At 70.8% G+C, this 16,585-nt stretch carries 16 protein-coding genes; all 16 read left to right on the top strand.

What is annotated here, in order from left to right:
• Positions 1-5 precede the first annotated feature (5 nt).
• From rpoN to VE326_09275, 16 genes are read left to right on the top strand one after another with little or no spacing between them, the layout of a single operon-like run.
• Positions 6-1,439, top strand: coding sequence for an RNA polymerase factor sigma-54 (gene rpoN, locus VE326_09350; GenBank protein ID HYJ33410.1), 1,434 nt, complete (start codon positions 6-8; stop codon positions 1,437-1,439).
• A 31-nt stretch (positions 1,440-1,470) separates the two neighbouring features.
• Positions 1,471-2,010 carry a ribosome-associated translation inhibitor RaiA gene (raiA, locus tag VE326_09345; protein ID HYJ33409.1) on the top strand — a complete coding sequence of 180 codons (540 nt, stop codon included), beginning with the start codon at positions 1,471-1,473 and terminating at the stop codon, positions 2,008-2,010.
• Positions 1,997-2,980 carry an HPr(Ser) kinase/phosphatase gene (gene hprK / locus VE326_09340; GenBank protein HYJ33408.1) on the top strand — a complete coding sequence of 328 codons (984 nt, stop codon included), beginning with the start codon at positions 1,997-1,999 and terminating at the stop codon, positions 2,978-2,980. The genes raiA and hprK overlap by 14 nt, the downstream gene beginning before the upstream one ends.
• A 5-nt stretch (positions 2,981-2,985) precedes the next feature.
• Positions 2,986-3,390, top strand: a complete 405-nt coding sequence (locus tag VE326_09335) for a hypothetical protein (GenBank protein ID HYJ33407.1) — start codon at positions 2,986-2,988, stop codon at positions 3,388-3,390.
• Positions 3,390-3,878 (top strand): PTS sugar transporter subunit IIB, encoded by a 489-nt coding sequence (locus VE326_09330; GenBank protein HYJ33406.1) that lies wholly within the window; start codon positions 3,390-3,392, stop codon positions 3,876-3,878. The genes VE326_09335 and VE326_09330 overlap by 1 nt, the downstream gene beginning before the upstream one ends.
• Positions 3,879-3,915: 37 nt before the next feature.
• Positions 3,916-4,668: a hypothetical protein gene (locus VE326_09325; protein HYJ33405.1), complete on the top strand. Its 753-nt coding sequence runs from the start codon at positions 3,916-3,918 to the stop codon at positions 4,666-4,668.
• Positions 4,665-5,486: a PTS system mannose/fructose/sorbose family transporter subunit IID gene (locus VE326_09320; protein HYJ33404.1), complete on the top strand. Its 822-nt coding sequence runs from the start codon at positions 4,665-4,667 to the stop codon at positions 5,484-5,486. Before VE326_09325 ends, VE326_09320 begins: the two co-directional genes overlap by 4 nt.
• 10 nt (positions 5,487-5,496) lie before the next feature.
• Entirely contained in the window at positions 5,497-5,763 is a 267-nt protein-coding gene (locus VE326_09315) for an HPr family phosphocarrier protein (GenBank protein HYJ33403.1), read from the top strand.
• Positions 5,760-7,505 carry a phosphoenolpyruvate--protein phosphotransferase gene (gene ptsP, locus VE326_09310; GenBank protein ID HYJ33402.1) on the top strand — a complete coding sequence of 582 codons (1,746 nt, stop codon included), beginning with the start codon at positions 5,760-5,762 and terminating at the stop codon, positions 7,503-7,505. The genes VE326_09315 and ptsP overlap by 4 nt, the downstream gene beginning before the upstream one ends.
• Entirely contained in the window at positions 7,502-8,644 is a 1,143-nt protein-coding gene (locus VE326_09305) for a bifunctional phosphoglucose/phosphomannose isomerase (GenBank protein ID HYJ33401.1), read from the top strand. The genes ptsP and VE326_09305 overlap by 4 nt, the downstream gene beginning before the upstream one ends.
• Entirely contained in the window at positions 8,641-9,624 is a 984-nt protein-coding gene (locus VE326_09300) for a sugar phosphate nucleotidyltransferase (protein HYJ33400.1), read from the top strand. The genes VE326_09305 and VE326_09300 overlap by 4 nt, the downstream gene beginning before the upstream one ends.
• Before the next feature lie 59 nt (positions 9,625-9,683).
• The gene (gene metK / locus VE326_09295) at positions 9,684-10,817 is read left to right on the top strand and encodes a methionine adenosyltransferase (GenBank protein ID HYJ33399.1); all 1,134 of its coding nucleotides are present in this window, start codon (positions 9,684-9,686) and stop codon (positions 10,815-10,817) included.
• A 13-nt stretch (positions 10,818-10,830) separates the two neighbouring features.
• On the top strand, positions 10,831-12,090 hold the full coding sequence (ahcY, locus tag VE326_09290; GenBank protein HYJ33398.1) for an adenosylhomocysteinase: 1,260 nt from the start codon (positions 10,831-10,833) through the stop codon (positions 12,088-12,090).
• Between the two features lie 16 nt (positions 12,091-12,106).
• Complete coding sequence (locus VE326_09285) at positions 12,107-14,458, top strand: DNA translocase FtsK 4TM domain-containing protein (protein ID HYJ33397.1); 2,352 nt, start codon at positions 12,107-12,109, stop codon at positions 14,456-14,458.
• Entirely contained in the window at positions 14,455-15,879 is a 1,425-nt protein-coding gene (gene rimO / locus VE326_09280) for a 30S ribosomal protein S12 methylthiotransferase RimO (GenBank protein ID HYJ33396.1), read from the top strand. The genes VE326_09285 and rimO overlap by 4 nt, the downstream gene beginning before the upstream one ends.
• Positions 15,876-16,583: a hypothetical protein gene (locus tag VE326_09275; protein HYJ33395.1), complete on the top strand. Its 708-nt coding sequence runs from the start codon at positions 15,876-15,878 to the stop codon at positions 16,581-16,583. The genes rimO and VE326_09275 overlap by 4 nt, the downstream gene beginning before the upstream one ends.
• The last annotated feature ends 2 nt before the right edge of the window (positions 16,584-16,585 follow it).

Genomic DNA, 16,585 nt, shown 5'->3' with positions numbered 1-16,585 from the left:
CCCCGATGGAAATGAAAGCCGGCCTCCACCAGCAGATGCGGCAGACGCTGATCATCACGCAGCGTCTGCAGCAGGCGCTGAAGCTGCTTCAGATGCCGACGCTGGAGCTGCAGCAGGCGCTGAAGGCGGAGCTCGAGCGCAATCCGATGCTCGAGGAAGTGGACGAGGTGGAAGAGGTCCAGGAGATCGACGACGCCAAGGAGGAGACCGGGCTCAAGGAGTCCGAGCAGCCCGAGGCGCCCGACGCGACCCCCGAGGACCAGAAAGTGGAGTGGGAGGATTTCTGGCCGGACTCTTCGTGGGACGGCCCGGTGGCGCCCCGCACCGACGATCCGGGCGAGGAGTTCTACGAGAAGGTGCCGGTCACGGTGAAGAGCCTGAGCGAGCACCTGGGCGAGCAGCTCCGCCTGACGGGCATGGGCGAGCTGGAGCTCTCGATCGGCGACTACCTGATCGGCTCCATCGACGAGAACGGCTATCTGCAGACGACGGTGGACGAGGTGGCCGAGGCGCTGGCCGCGCCTCCCGAGAAGGTGGAGGAGGTGCTGGCCAAGATCCAGACGTTCGAGCCCGCGGGCGTCGGCGCGCGGAACCTGCAAGAGTGCCTCTGGATCCAGCTCGCGCAGAAGAACCTCCAGGCCACGCTGGCCGGCCGGATCGTCCAGGAGCAGTTCGACAATCTCCTCAACAAGCGCTTCAGCGAGATCGCCCGCGCGATGCGCTGCACGGTGGAAGAGGTGCAGGGCGCCGGAGACCTGATCGCGACCCTCGATCCGCGTCCGGGACAGGAGGTCGCCGCGGAGGAGACGCGCTATGTCACGCCCGATCTCGTGGTCGAGCGCGTCGGCGAGGACTACGTGGTCTCGCTGAACGACCGGAACGTGCCGCGGCTCCGCATCAACAACGCCTACCAGCACATCCTGCGCAAGAAGAGCGGCGGCGACGAGGAGCGGAAGTTCATCTCGGAGAAGCTCAACTCGGCCAAGTGGCTGATCCAGACGATCGAGCAGCGGCGGAAGACGATGATCAAGGTGATGCGGCGCATCGTCGAGGAGCAGCGGGACTTCTTCGAGAAGGGCGTCGAAGGGCTCCGGCCGCTCACGCTCCAGCAGATCGCGAACCAGATCGGCATGCACGAATCCACGGTCAGCCGCGTCACGACGAACAAGTACGTGCAGACCCCGCGGGGCGTCTTCGAGCTCAAGTACTTCTTCTCGAGCGGCCTCGCGACCGAGGAAGGGGACGACGTCTCGGCGAAGGCGGCCAAGGACAAGATCCTCCAGCTCATCAACGGCGAGGACAAGCTGGACCCGATGAGCGACCAGCGCATCGCGGAGGTGCTCCAGGAGTCGGGGCTCAAGATCGCGCGCCGCACCGTGGCCAAGTATCGCGAAGCCCTCCGCATCCTGCCCGCCCGGGCCCGGCGCCGGTACGCCTGAACCCGCGCGCATCCATCCCAGAAAGGAAGCCATGGACATCACGATCAAAGGGCGCCACTGGAAGCCCACCCCCGCGTTTCGCGAATCCGCGGAGGCCCGCATCCAGAAGCTCGCGCGCTTCTATCCCAGCCTCATCCGGGCGGAGCTGGTCGTCACCAAGGAGGGCTTCCGGCACATCGCCGAGATCCGCCTGCACGGCAACGCCGTCGATCTCCTGACCCGCGGCACCGACCAGGATCCGCTCGTGGCTCTGGACCAGGTGCTGGCCAAGCAGGAGAAGGCGCTCACGCGGCACAAGGACCGGCTCAAGGACAAGAAGAAGCGCGCCCCGGCCATGCGCGCCGAGCCGGCCGAGCTGGAATCGCTCCAGCTCCCGAGCACGCGCCCGGCCGGCATCTCCGTCGTCCGCCGGAAGACGCGCGCGCCGCTCCTCTCGGCGGAGCAGGCGGCCCGCGCGCTCCTCAAGGGGAACAAGCCGGTGCTCGTCTTCTCGGAGCGCGGAACGAACGCGGGACTGCGCGTCGCCTATCGTCTCGGGGACCGGGAGGTCGCGCTCCTTGAGCTCGAATAGTCCGCCGACCCTCACGGTCGCGCAGCTCTACGAGCGCCAGAAGGAGCAGCTGAGCCTGGAGCTCCTGTCGGACTCCAGCGATTCGAAGATTCCGATCACCATGAGCGACATCAACCGGCCCGGGATGGCGCTCATGGGCTTCACCGAGAACTTTCTGGCCGAGCGCATCCAGATCTTCGGTCGCACCGAGATCGCCTATTTCCAGACGCTGGGGCCCAAGGAGCAGACCGAGGCGCTGGACCGCTTCTTCCAGTTCCGCGTCCCCTGCATCATCGTGGCGAAGGGGCTCGACCTTCCCGCCGGCCTCCTCCATCGGGCGAACGGGGAAGGGGTCCCGGTCTTCCGCACGCCGCAGGACACGACCCCCTTCATCCACCAGCTCACGGCCTATCTCGACTTCGTCTTCGCCCCGCACGTCACGACCCACGGCTCCCTCGTGGACGTCTACGGCGTGGGGCTGCTCTTCACCGGACGGAGCGGCATCGGCAAGAGCGAGACCGCGCTCGACCTGGTGGAGCGCGGCCATCGCCTGGTTGCCGACGACGTGGTCCGGATCACGCGCCGCCACGGCGACATCCTGATCGGATCGTGCAACGAGGTCCTGAAGCACACGATGGAGATCCGCGGGCTCGGCATCATCGACGTCCAGTCGATCTTCGGCATCCGCTCGATCCGCGGGCAGAAGCGCGTCGAGGTCGAGGTCCACCTGACCGACTGGAGCGAGGCGCGCGACTACGAGCGCCTCGGGATGGACGAGCAGACGGTGAAGCACCTCGAGGTCGAGATCCCGCTGGTCACCATTCCCATCTTCCCGGGGAAGAACATCACCGTGATCGCAGAAGTCGTCGCGCTGAACCACCTGGTCAAGGTCTACGGCTACCATCCCGCGCGGGCCCTGAACGACCGGCTGCTCGAATCGATGCGCATGAAGGTCCTCTCGAGCCCGCTCGTTCGGGACGACACGGAGTAGCCGCCATGAACGGCCCCGCCGGAGGCGCGCGACCGGTCGCGATCCTGGTCACGCACGGCGTGCTGGGGGAGGAGCTGGTGCGGACGGTGGAGGCGATCCTCGGCGCGCAATCCGCGGTGATCACGGTCAGCAACAGCGGGCTCTCCGCCGACGGCCTCCGGGACCGGATCGACGCGGAGATCGCCGGCCTTCCCGAGGGCGCGCCCGTCGTCCTGTTCAGCGATCTCGCCGCGGGAAGCTGCGGCATCGCCACGCGCCGCGCCGAACCCGCCGCGCGGACCGTGAAGCGGATCGCCGGCGTGAACCTTCCCATGCTCCTCGAGTTCTTCTACAACCGCGACGCCATCCCCTTGGAACAGCTCCTCGCGCGCATGGAAGCCAAGGGGAAGGCGGGGATCGTCCTCTACTAGTGCCGCTGCTCCTGGCGCGCGTCGACGACCGGCTGGTCCACGGGCAGGTCGCCCACGGATGGGGCCGTGCGCTCCGCCCCACCCTGTACCTCGTCGTCTCGGACGAGCTCGCGGCGGATCCTGCCCGCGGAGACCTCTATCTGCTGGCCGTGCCGGAAGACGCCGCGGGCCGCTGCGTCTCGGTGCGCGAGGCGCTCGCGCCGGAGACCCGCGCCCTGGTGGAGCGCGAGCGCGCGGTGATGCTCTTCCCGGGACTCGACGAGCCGCTGCGGCTGGTCCTGGGAGGCTTTCCGATCCCCGATCTCAATGTCGGCGGCCTGCATCACGCGCCGGGGCGCTCGCCGGTGCTGCCCTACGTGTTCCTGGACGAACAGGACCGCGCGCGGCTCTCGCGCCTCGCCTCGCTCGGCGTCCGGGTCGCGGCGCGGGACCTGCCCAGCAATCCCGAGCATCCGCTCGAAGAGCTGCTGCCCGGGAGCGCGTCGTGACGGCGCGCGCGCGCGGCGGCCGCGCCGGGGGGGCGCCGTGGTCGGGGAGCTGATCCGCGTCTCGCTCGTGGGCGGCATCCTCGCCGTCGACCGCGCCGCCGGCTGGAGCCTCATGCTGAGCCAGCCTCTGGTCGGCGCGTGCCTGGCCGGCGCCCTGATCAATCCCGGCCCGGAGTGGGAGCTCTGGGCGCTCCGGATCCCGCTCGCCGTGGGCGGAATTCTGCAGCTGCTCCTGACCGATCCCGCGCTCCCGGCGGCGCAGGCGCCGCGCGACACGGCGACCGCGTCGGTGGTGGGGAGCGCCGTCGCGCTGCTGGCGCTTCCGCGCCTCCATCCCGCCCTCGCGGTCTCGGCGGGCGGGATCCTGTGGGTCGTGATCGGCGTGGGGGCGGGACTCCTCTCGGCGGTGCTGGGGGGTTGGTTCGCGCGTCTCCACCGTCCCGGCGGCGCCACGGTGGCGCGCGCCGAGGCCCTCGCCGCGGCGGGGGACATGGCCTCGTTCGACCGCTTCTACTGGGCCGGGCTCGGCCGGACGTTCCTGGTCGGCGCGGCGTGGTCGTGGGGGGGAACCATCCTCCTCCTCTGGGCGGCGCTCAGCTATCTGCCGCGCTTCGCCGGCGAGCTGACCGCGCGCCGCGCAGGTGTGGTCTTCGCCGTGCTCCTCGGGGCCGCCGCGGCCGCGGGACTCAACGCGCACGTCCGCGGGCGGCGGCACGGATGGCGCTGGGCCGCGCTCGGGGCGCTGGTCGTGGCCTTCCTGCTTCAAGGGCTCAAGGTGGCGGCTCCGTGAGCGACCGGTTCCCGAAGACCGACTTCGGCCGCGCGACGTCGCGGTCGTTCCACATCCAGGCCCTCCTGCAGCCGGAGCGGATGCAGGGGCTGGGCTTCGGCTTCGCGATGATTCCCTTTCTGCGGCGGCTCTACGCCGATCCCGCCGAGCGCGGCGCCGCGCTGCGCCGCCACCTGGCCTATTTCGCCACGCATCCGATTCTTTCCGGCTACGTCCTGGGGGTCGCGGCGCGCCTCGAGGAGCGCCGGGCGTCGGGCGAGCCGATCTCCGAAGCGGCGATCGACGGCGCGAAGCGCGCCATGGCCACGCCGCTCGCCGGTCTCGGAGACCCGCTCTTCTGGGTGACACTCCGCCCGCTCGCGGGGCTCCTGAGCGTGATCGCCCTGCTCGTGCTGCCGCCCCCCGCATCGGGCGCTCCGGATCTCCGGGTGCTGCTCTGTCCCCTGTTCCTGCTTTTGACGTACAATGCCGTCGCTTTGCCGTACCGGCTCGCCGGCGTCGCGCGCGGCTACCGGGAGGGAGACCGGCCGGCCGCGCTCCTCCGCTCGCTTCAACTCTCCGAACGAAACGCGATTCTGGAGCGTGTCGGCGCGTTCGCGTTCGGTGCGTTCCTCGCCCTCGCGGCCCTGGTGCAGGGTCCCGCGGGCGCGGTCCGGGGCGGCGCGGACGAAGGCGGCGCCGCGTGGGCGCTGATGCTGACGCCCGTCGCGCTCGGCGCCCTCGTGGGCCTCGCCGGCCGGAAGGCGATGCCGGGGCGTCCGGTCGAGGTCGCGCTCGCCGCGCTGCTCGCGGGGTGCGTCATGGCGGCCTGGGTCTAGAGGGGGGCGGGTGGTCGAACAGACGGTGACGATCCAGAACCGGCTCGGGCTGCACGCGCGCGCCTGTTCCGTGTTCGTCAAGGAGGCCGCCAAGTTCGCGTCGCACATCATCGTGGGACGCGACGGCCTCGAGGTGAACGGCAAGAGCATCCTCGGCGTCATGATGCTCGCGGCCGAGCGGGGCGCGGAGATCCTCCTCCGGACCGAGGGGGACGATGAGGTCGAGGCGCTCGCCGCCCTGGTTCGCGTCGTGAACGACAAATTCGGGGAAGAATGAACATCCTCACCGGCATCGCCGCCTCGCCCGGCATCGGCATCGGACCGGTCCACATCGTGGACCCCGAGGAGATCGAGATCCCCGCGGGGCCGATCGCCCCGGACCAGGTCGCGGCCGAGCAGGCCCGCTTCCGCGAGGCGATCGCCGCCGGCACGGCCGAGGTGCGCGAGCTGCGGGACAAGATCGCCGCCGAGACGAGCGAAGAACACGCGGGGATCCTCGACGCCCAGCTCGAGATCCTGAACGATCCCGAGGCGATCTCCCGCACGCTGCAGGCGATCGAGCGCGATCTCCGGACCGCGGGGTTCTGCTACCGGAGGATCCTGACCACGGTGGCCGGGCGCCTGGAGGAGGCGGACGGGGAGTACACCCGCGGCCGCTCCCTCGACGTGCGCGACGTGCGCCGCCGCGTGCTCGAAAAACTGGGCGGCGTCCGCTCCCGATCGCTGAGCGACCTCAGCGTTCCTTCGCTGATCGTCGCGGCCGACCTTCCGCCCAGCGAGATGGCGCTGGCGCCGCGCGACAAGATCCTCGGCTTCGCGACCGATCTCGGCGGCCGCACCTCGCACACCGCGATCATGGCGCGCGCCCGGGGGATTCCCGCCGTGGTCGGCCTGAAGAGCGCGATGGACGCGGCGCGCGAGGGGGCCACCGCGCTCGTGGACGGCACGCGGGGCGTCGCGGTTTTCGATCCCGAGCCGGAGATCCTCGAGGAGCACCGACGCAAGAAGCGCCGCTACGAAGAGCTGAACGCGAACCTCGCCGTGCTCCGCGAGGAGCGGTGCGTCACGCCCGACGGGCGCGTCATCGCGCTGGGCGCGAACCTCGAAGTGCCGGAGGAGCTCCCGGGCATCCTCGAGAACGGCGCCGACGGCATCGGGCTCTACCGCACCGAGTTCTTCTATCTCTCCCGCCGCTCGCTGCCGACGGAAGAGGTGCAGTTCGGCACCTACAAGTCGATCGTCGAGGCGATGGCCCCGCGCCCGGTCACCATCCGCACGCTGGACGTGGGGGGGGACAAGTTCGCCAGCTACCTCGGCACGCCGGTCGAGCGGAATCCCTTCCTCGGCATGCGGGGGCTTCGCTTCTCGCTCCGCCACGAGGAGATCTTCCGCACCCAGGTGCGCGCGATCCTGCGCGCCACCGCCTGCGGGAACGTGCGGATCATGTTCCCGATGGTCGTGGGTCTCGAGGATTTCCGCCGCGCGCGCGCCATCGTCTCGCGCGTGCGGCGGCAGCTCGCGCACGAGGGGGTGCCGATGGCCGAGCAGGTGCCGCTCGGAGTCATGGTGGAGACGCCCGCGTCGGTCTTCGCGATCGACCTGATCGCGCGCGAGGCGGATTTCGTGAGCATCGGCACCAACGACCTGATCCAGTACACGCTGGCCGTCGATCGCGGGAACGAGTCGCTCGCCGAGGTCTACGAGCCGCTCCATCCCGCGGTGCTCCGCGCCATCCGCACCGTGATCGAGGCGGGGCAGCGGTTCGGCATCCGGGTGGGGATCTGCGGCGAGATGGCGGGGGAGCCGCTGTACGCGGTGCTCCTTCTCGGTCTCGGCGTCGCTGACCTGAGCGTCAGCCCCTACCTTCTTCCGGAGATCAAGACGATCCTCCGCGCCTCGATGTACGAAGAGGCGGTGAGCCTGGCGCAGCGCTGCCTCAGCCTGTCCACCCCCTCGGAGGTGCGCACCATCGTGACCGACTTCATGAGCCGCCGCTTCCCGCAGTACTTCTCGGCGTGAGCCCGGCGCGAAAGCCGGCCCGCCGGAGCGCGGCCTCGCGGAAGCCCGCGAGCCGGAAGCGGCCCGCGCCGAGAGCGGCCGTCCCGCTGGACGACCCCCGGCGCCGGGAGCGCCTCGACCCGCGGGGCATGGCGGCGCGCATCGAATCGTTCCCGGAGCAGATTCGCGCCGGCGCCTCGATCGCCGCGCCGGCCCTTCGGCATCTCACGCCCGGGGTGCCGCGACGGCTCGTCCTCTTCGGCATGGGGGGCTCCGCCATCGCCGGCGATCTGCTGCGCGCCGTCGCCGAGCGCGAGGGAACGGCACCGGTGCACGTGGTCCGCCACTACCTGCCGCCGGCGTGGCTCACGCCAGAGGATTTTCTCGTCTTTTCCTCCTATTCGGGAGAGACCGAGGAGACGCTCTCCGCCTTCGAGGCGACGCGCTCGATCGGCGCCAGGGGATGCGTCCTCTCGACCGGCGGGACCCTCGCCGCCCAGGCCGGCGCGGCCGGGATTCCCGCGGCGTACCTCCCGCCGGGGCATCCCCCCCGCGCGGCGCTCGGGTACTCCTTCGCGACCCTGGCCGCGGTGGCCTCCCACGTGGGCGTCGTTCCCGGCCTCGGGGACCGCATGGAGGGGGCCGCCCAGGCCGTGGAGCGGGTGGTTTCCGCCTGCGGGACGCGTGTGCTACAATCGCGCAACTTAGCCAAAAAACTGGCGATACGCTTGGCGGGACGCGCCGTCCTGGTGATCGGGGGGGAGCGCGGCCTGGCGGCGGTCGCGCAGCGTTGGAAGGGCCAGCTCAACGAGAACGCCAAGCAGCTCGCGTGGGCCTCGGTTCTTCCGGAGATGAATCACAACGAGGTGGACGGCTTCGCCGGGCCGAAGGCCGCGGTGGGGCGCCTCGCGGTCGTGCTGCTCCGCGAGCCGGAGGAGCACCCGCGGATCGCCGCCCGGTTCGCCTGGCTCGGCGCCTATCTGAAGCGGAAGGATGTCGTCGCGGTCGAGGTTCTCGCCGAGGGCGAGGACGCGGCGGCGCGGCTCCTCGGAGCGTCCGCCCTGGGAGATTTCGTGAGCTATTACCTCGCGCTCGCCAATGGAGTGGATCCGAGCGCCCTTCCGGGGGTGGAGTCGCTGAAAGAAGCCCTCCTCCGGTGAGGCCGGTCGCCGTCATTCCGGTCGCGGGCGCGGGAACGCGCCTGAAGCCGCACACGATCACCACCCCCAAGGCGCTGCTCACGGTCGCGGGGAAGCCGATCCTGGGGCACATCCTGGATCAGATCGCGCTCGTGAGCCCGGAGCGCGTCGTGCTGGTCATCGGGCCGGGCCCGCACGGCGAGCGGCTCCGGGCGTATGCGGCGTCGCGGACCGATCTCGCGGTCTCCTGCGTCGTGCAGGAGGAGCCGCTCGGCCTGGGACACGCCGTGTCGCGCGCGGCCGAGGCGGTGGGGACGGCGCCGAGCCTGATCCTGCTCGGCGACACGATCGTCCGCGCTGACCTGCGCGGGCTCGTGACCGGAGGATCGAAAGTGGGCGTGCGCGAGGTGGAAGACCCGCGGCGGTTCGGCGTGGCCGAGCTGGAGAACGGGAGGATCGTGTCGCTGGTGGAGAAACCCGAGCACCCGAAATCGAATCTGGCCCTGGTCGGACTCTACTATCTCGAGGATTCCCCCCTTCTCTTCTCCTGCCTGCAGCAGGTGGAGCGCTCGGGCAAGCGCACCAAGGGGGAGATCCAGCTCACCGACGGCCTGGCGGAGATGCTCGCGCGCGGCGCGGACCTTCGCCCCTTCCCGGTGGAGGGCTGGTATGATTGCGGCAAGACCGACGCCCTGCTCGAGACGAACCGCGCGCTCCTGGACGTGGCCGGCAACCACGTCGAGCGGCCGGGCGTGGTCATCGTGCCTCCCGTCGCTCTGGACCCGACGGCGGACGTGATGCACTCGGTCATCGGTCCCCACGCATCCATCGGCGCGCGCGCGCGCGTGCGCCGCTCGGTGGTCAAGAACTCGATCGTCAACGAAGGCGCGATCGTCGAGGACGTGCTGCTGGATCTCTCCGTGGTCGGAGAGAACACGGTCGTCCGCGGCGGCTATCAGCGTCTCAACGTCGGAGACTCTTCGGAGGTCGAAGTCTCGTGAGCGCTCCCGCTACGCAGACCGCACCGGAGGCGCGGCAGAACCCGCGCCTGCGCCATTCCATGCTGTTCACGTCCGAATCGGTGACCGAGGGGCATCCCGACAAGGTGGCCGACCAGATCTCCGACGCGGTCCTCGACGGGATCCTGAGCCAGGATCCCTTCGGCCGGGTCGCCTGCGAGACGCTCGTGACGACCGGGCTGGCCCTGGTCGCCGGCGAGATCACCACGAAGTGCTACGTCGACATCCCGCGCATCGTGCGCGAGACGATCCGCTCGATCGGCTACGACGACCCGCAGTACGGCTTCGACTGGGAGACCTGCTCGGTCCTGACCGCGATCGACGAGCAGTCGCGCGACATCGCGCAGGGCGTGGACCGCCGCGGCGCGGGGGATCAGGGGCTCATGTTCGGCTACGCCGTGCGCGAGACGCCGGAGCTGATGCCGCTTCCGATCATGCTGGCGCACCGGCTGACGAAGGCGCTCGCCGATGCGCGCCGGTCGGGGAAGTTCCCGGAGATCCGCCCCGACGGCAAGTCGCAGGTCACGGTCGAGTACGAAGACGACGTGCCGAAGCGGATCGACACCGTCGTGCTCTCGACCCAGCACGCGGAGATGAGCGACGCCGAGATCGCCCGGCTTCGCGATCGCATCATCGACGAGATCATCCGGCCGGCCCTCCCCAAGGGACTGGTCGACAAGGATCCGGTCTACCACATCAACCCCACGGGCCGGTTCGTCTTGGGCGGCCCGCGCGCGGATACGGGACTGACCGGCCGGAAGATCATCGTCGACAGCTACGGCGGCTTCGGCGGGCACGGCGGGGGCGCCTTCAGCGGGAAGGATCCGACGAAGGTGGATCGCTCGGGCTCGTACGCGGCGCGCCACGTGGCGAAGAACCTGGTGGGCTCGGGCCTCGCCGACCGCGTGACGGTGCAGGTCGCCTACGCCATCGGCGTCGAGGAGCCGGTCTCGGTGATGGTGGACAGCCACGGCACCGGCAAGGTGCCGGACGCCCGGCTGGGCGAGCTGGTGCGGAAGCATTTCGACTTGAGGCCGCAGGCGATCATCCATGCGCTCGATTTGCGGAAGCCGATCTACCGGCGCACCGCGGCCTACGGACATTTCGGACGCGACCAGGAGGGGTTCAAGTGGGAGCTCCTCGATCGCGTGGAGGAATTGAAGCGTGACGCCTGAGACGATGGTCGCCATGACGCCGCAGGGACATGTGGCGAATTCCAAGCTGGCCGAGGAAGGACTCCGCCGCATCGAGTGGTCCGAGCGGGAGATGCCGGTGCTGCGGCAGATCCGCGAGCGGTTCGCCAAGGAAAAGCCCTTCCGCGGGCGGCGGGTCGCCGCCTGCCTGCACGTGACCACCGAGACCGCGAATCTCATGGTGACCCTGAAGGCCGGCGGCGCGGAGATCGCGCTCTGCGCCAGCAACCCGCTCTCGACGCAGGACGACGTGGCCGCGGCGCTCGCGCACCGGCTCGGCATCCCGACGTTCGCGATCAAGGGCGAGGACCCCGAGACCTACTACAAGCACATCGCGGCCTGCCTGGACGTGCGCCCCGAATTCACCATGGATGACGGCGCCGACCTGGTCACCGTGCTCCACACGCAGCGCGCGGGCGACGCCAAGGGCGTCATCGCGGGGACCGAGGAGACCACCACCGGGGTCATCCGTCTTCGCGCCATGGCCAAGGACGGGGCCCTCCGCTACCCGATCCTCGCCGTGAACGACGCCAAGACGAAGCACCTCTTCGACAACCGCTACGGGACGGGGCAGAGCACCATCGACGGCGTGCTCCGCGCCACCAACCGGCTCCTGGCCGGCTCCAAGTTCGTCGTGCTGGGCTACGGATGGTGCGGGCGCGGCCTCGCCAGCCGCGCGCGGGGGATGGGCGCGCACGTGATCGTGACCGAGATCGATCCGCTTCCCGCGCTCGAAGCGGTGATGGACGGCTTTCCGGTCATGCCAGCCTCCGAGGCGGCGAAGGTCGGCGACGTGTTCGTCACCGTCACCGGAAACCTGAACGTGATCCGCATGGAGCACTTCCGCCAGATGAAAGACGGCGCCATCGTCGCGAACTCGGGGCACTTCAACGCGGAGATCGACCTCGAGGCGCTCGCGAAGGAAGCCTCCGCGTCGCGCGAGGTGCGACCCTTCGTGCAGGAGTTCACGCTCGGGTCCAAGCGGGTCTTCGTCCTGGGCGAGGGAAGGCTCATCAACCTCGCCGCCGCCGAGGGGCATCCCGCCTCCGTCATGGACATGAGCTTCGCCAACCAGGCGCTGGGGCTGGAATACCTGCAGACCCACGCGAAGGAGCTGAAGCCGAACGTCTACGCCATTCCCGCTCCGGTGGACGCCGAGATCGCGCGCCTGAAGCTGGAAGCGCTTGGAGTCCGCATCGACACGCTGACGCCCGAGCAGGTCGCGTACCTCGCGTCCTGGCAGCAGGGAACGTAGGAGCGACCACACCGGCATGTGGCTCTTGGGACGGGTGCCCGTCCGCCGCAAGTACCAGATCCTGGGGCTCTGCCTTCTCTCGGTCGCCCTCTTCGTCGCGCTCGCCCTCTTCACGCGCGACGCGCGCGACACGACGGCCGATCTCCTCTCCACGGGCGCCGTCCGGAACCAGGGCGGGGTCGTCGGCGCGTTCGTCGCCTCGGGCCTCGTCACCTCCCTCGGCCTCGTGGGCGCCTGGCTCGCGCCGATCGCGCTCCTCGCCTGGGGGTGGAACCGGATCCGGCTTCGCCCCGCGGGCGACCTCGCGCTGCGCACCGCGATCGGATTCTGCGGCGCCGTGCTCGCGCTGGGACTTCTCGATCTCCTCTCGGGCGGAAACCGCGGCCTGGCCGGGCGCCTGGGCGAGTGGATCGGGCTCGTCGCCACCCGGCTCCTCGGCCGCGTGGGGAGCGAGCTGGCGCTCGGCACCGCGCTCGTGGTGATCGGCGTGGTCGCGTTCGAGCTCGGGGCCTCCTCGCCGCTCCGCCGCGCGGCCGCCGCACTCCTCGCCCGCATCCTCCCCGCGCCGGCGCCCAAGAAGCGCGCCGCGGCCGCGCCGGCCGAGGAGGCCGCCGCGCCCGAGCCGCCGCGACGCGGCCGGAAGGCCCCGATCGTCGAAGAGGAAGAGGCGCTCGCCTCGGCGTTCTCGCCTCCGGCCGGCGAGAACGCCGCGCGGCGCGAATCCAAGCCGCGCATCGTGTCGCGGAGCGAGCGCGCGGAATCGATGTCGATCCCGTTCCCGCCTCCCTCGCCCGCGGCGCCGGAGAAGCGGCGGACCGCCCCGGCCACCGTGGGCGGACTGGGATCGGCCCCGGGCGTGCCCGGCTCCGCCGGCGCTCCGGAAGCGGGGCTCTCGCTGTCGCCCGCGCCCGCGATGGACGCGGCGCTCCCCCCGGTGGACCTTCTCGACCGCCACGAGTCGAAGACGCACGCCGTGGACGAGGCCGAGCTCCTCGAGCTCTCGCGCGTGCTCGAGCGCACGCTGGCCGATTTCGACGTGGCGGGGAAGGTCTCCGAGGTGCACCCCGGCCCCGTGATCACCCTGTTCGAGTACGAGCCCGCGCCGGGCGTCAAGGTGAACCAGATCCTGAACCGTCAGGACGATCTCGCGCTCTCGCTCAAGGCGCAGCGGATCCGCATCGTGGCGCCGATCCCGGGGAAGGCGGCGGTCGGGATCGAGATCCCCAACCGCAAGAAAGCGCTCGTCTCCTTCCGCGAGATCGTGACGTCGAAGACGTTCCAGGAGAGCGGGGACGCGCTGCCGTTCGCCCTGGGCAAGGACGTGGCGGGAGAGCCGTTCACGACGTCCCTCGAGAAGATGCCGCACCTCCTGATCGCCGGGGCGACCGGCTCCGGGAAGAGCGTCTGCATCAACACGCTGATCATGAGCCTGCTCATGACGCGCACGCCGGCCGAGCTCCGCTTCATCATGATCGATCCCAAGATGCTCGAGCTCACGCCGTACAACAAGATCCCGCACCTCGCGATGCCGGTGGTGACCGAGCCCAAGAAGGCGGCGCAGGCGCTCCGCTACTGCGTGAAGCAGATGGAGACCCGCTACCAGCTCCTCGCCAAGCACGGGGCGCGGAACATCGAGTCGTACAACCGGCTGGGCCTCGATCCCGCGGTCGCCGGGGCGGACGCCAAGCTCCCGTACCTGGTCGTGGTGGTGGACGAGCTGGCCGATCTGATGGCGCTCCTCCCCGCGGAGATCGAGGAGCCGATCGGCCGCCTCGCGCAGATGGCGCGCGCGGTGGGCATCCACCTGATCCTTGCGACGCAGCGCCCCTCGGTGGACGTGATCACGGGGATGATCAAGGCGAACTTCCCCTCGCGGATCGCCTTCCAGGTCGCGAGCCGCACCGACTCGCGGGTCATCCTGGACATGAACGGCGCGGAGAGCCTTCTCGGTCACGGCGACTCGCTCTTCCTCCCGGCCGGAAAGCCCGAGCCCTACCGCATCCACGGCTCCTACGTGTCGGGCGAGGAGATCGAGCGCGTCGTGGGCTTCCTGAAATCGCAGGGGGGCCAGGTCGTGGCGGACGACTCCGCACTGGAGCAGGTGCGCGCCCTGGAGGAGACGGAGAGCGACGACGAGCTGTTCGAAGAGGCGATGCGCCTGGTGGTGCTCCACCAGCAGGCGTCGACCTCGATGCTCCAGCGCCGGCTCAAGGTCGGCTACTCGCGCGCGGCGCGGCTCCTCGATCTCCTCGAGGAGCGCGGCGTGGTCGGGCCGTCCGAGGGGGCGAAGGGGCGCGAAGTGCTGGTCACCGAGCATGAGCTGGCCGAGCGGCGCGCGGCCCATGCGTCGCTGGACGAGGACGCGTGAGCGTCCCGATCGGGCTGACCGCGGCGGGGGCGTCCGTGCCCGCGCGCATCGAGCCGGGCGAGGACGCCGGCGCCGCCACGGTGCGGGTGGCCCTGGTCACGCTCGGCTGCGCGAAGAACCTCGTGGACTCGGAGATCATGGCGGGGTTGCTCGCCTCCGGCGGGTTTTCGACGACCGCGTCGCCCGAAGAGGCCGACGTCGCGATCGTGAACACCTGCGCCTTCATCGGTCCCGCCCAGAAGGAGTCGATCGACCGGATCCTCGAGATGGCCGCGCTGAAGCGCGAGGGACGCCTGCGCGGCCTGGTCGTGGCGGGATGCCTGGCGCAGCGCTTCCAGGGGGAGATCCTCCGCGAGATTCCCGAAGTGGACGCCGTCGTCGGGACCGGGCAGGTCGAGGCGATCGTGCGCGTCGCGCACCGGGTGCGCCGCGGCGCCGAGGCACCCCTCCTCGAGGTGGGGCCCGCCGGCACCGCGGTCGATCTCGCCGCGCATCGCGCGGTCTCGACGCCGCGGCACCTGGCCTATCTCCGTATCGCCGACGGCTGCGACTTCCGCTGCACCTTCTGCATCATCCCGACGCTCCGCGGGGATCTCCGGAGCCGGCCGCTGGAGTCGGTGGTGGAGGAGGCGCGGCGGCTGGCCGAGGCCGGCACGAAGGAGCTGCTCCTGATCGCGCAGGACTCCACGTCCTACGGCGCCGACCGCTACGGGACCTCGCGCCTTCCCGAGCTCCTGCGGGCGATCGCGGGCGTTCCGGGGATCGAGTGGATCCGGGTGCACTACACGCATCCCAAGACCTGGAACGAGGAGCTGATCCGCGCCTTCGAGGAGGAGCCGAAGATCTGCCGCTACGTCGACATTCCGCTGCAGCACGCCACCGACGCGATGCTCCGGCGCATGCGTCGCGAGGTGCGCCGCGCCGACACGGAGCGCCTCATGGAGACGCTCCGGAGCCGGCTGCCCGGCGTGGCGATCCGCACCCACTTCATCGTGGGCTTTCCCGGCGAGACCGACGAGGACTTCGAGGAGCTCCTCCGCACGGTCGAGCGCGCCGCGTACGACCACGTCGGGTGCTTCGCCTATTCGCGCGAGGAGGGGACGCCGGCGGGGCGGATGAAGGAGCAGGTTCCGGAGCGGGTGAAGCTCGAGCGGCGGCGGCGGCTCCTCACGGCGCAGCGCTCGGTGGCCGCGCGGGTGTGGGGCGCCTGGGTCGGGCGCGAGGTGACGGCGCGCGTGGACGGGCCCGGCGCGAAGCCGGGCGTGTGGGAGGGACGCGTGGAGCAGCAGGGCTACGAGGTGGACGGGAAGACGCTGATCCGGACGCGCGCGGGGCACGCCCCGCTTTTGCCGGGCGACCGGGTGACGGTCCGGATCCGCGCCGCGCGGGGCTACGACCTGGACGGGGAGGTTCTCACGTGAGGAGACGCGTTTTCGGATTCGCGCCTCGCGCCACGCTCGCGGCGCTCGCGCTGGCCGGGCTCGGAATGGGCGCTTCGCCGGCCCGCGCGTACCTTCCGACCCATGGGATGATGCTGGACTCGCTGGCCGCCACGGTGGCCGCGGACCTGCTTCGCGGCCAGGCGAGCGACCGGGCGGTGGCGGTCGTCGTTCCGCTGGAGGGGGACACGTCGGGGCTCCTCGCGCAGCGGCTCCTCGAGCGGCTCCGCTCCGTCACGAGCGACGTCCGGGTCCGGGAGCGGCCGCTGGCGACGCCCGGCGCCCAGCCCCCGACGATGCCGCCCGGCATGCCGCCGGCCGTCCCGGCCTCCGACTCGGGTTCGGCGCCGCTCGAGCTGCACGCCCGGGTGGATGGCGCCGGGGTCAGCTACGTGCGGCGGATCCGCTCCTTCCCCTTCGGGGTGAAAGGATACGAGCGGCTGGTCACCATGCGGGCGAGCGCCACCATGCTGGAGCAGGGAACGGGGCGGGTGGTCTGGGCCCGGAGTGCCACGGCCTCGCTTCAGGACGTCGTCCGAAAGCGCGATCTCGCGTACGTCTCCGGAGGCTCGACCGGATGGAACCCCCCGCTGCCGCAGGGCACGGGGCCCCGAATCCTGGAGCCCCTGATCGTGGTCGGGGTGGTGGCCGGTCTGGTCGTTCTCTTCTACTCCAACCGGAACTGAGG

This window comes from Candidatus Binatia bacterium (assembly GCA_035631035.1).
Taxonomy (GTDB): domain Bacteria; phylum Eisenbacteria; class RBG-16-71-46; order SZUA-252; family SZUA-252; genus DASQJL01.
The sequence above is the reverse complement of the archived record's forward strand: the minus strand, read 5'-3'. Positions and strand labels throughout refer to the sequence as shown.

Bases quoted from the DNA above. Each gene is read 5' to 3' on its own strand.
- rpoN (HYJ33410.1), top strand. From the start codon at position 6: ATGGAAATGAAAGCCGGCCTCCACCAGCAGATGCGGCAGACGCTGATC.
- raiA (HYJ33409.1), top strand. From the start codon at position 1,471: ATGGACATCACGATCAAAGGGCGCCACTGGAAGCCCACCCCCGCGTTT.
- VE326_09335 (HYJ33407.1), top strand. From the start codon at position 2,986: ATGAACGGCCCCGCCGGAGGCGCGCGACCGGTCGCGATCCTGGTCACG.
- ptsP (HYJ33402.1), top strand. From the start codon at position 5,760: ATGAACATCCTCACCGGCATCGCCGCCTCGCCCGGCATCGGCATCGGA.
- metK (HYJ33399.1), top strand. From the start codon at position 9,684: ATGCTGTTCACGTCCGAATCGGTGACCGAGGGGCATCCCGACAAGGTG.
- ahcY (HYJ33398.1), top strand. From the start codon at position 10,831: ATGACGCCGCAGGGACATGTGGCGAATTCCAAGCTGGCCGAGGAAGGA.
- VE326_09285 (HYJ33397.1), top strand. From the start codon at position 12,107: ATGTGGCTCTTGGGACGGGTGCCCGTCCGCCGCAAGTACCAGATCCTG.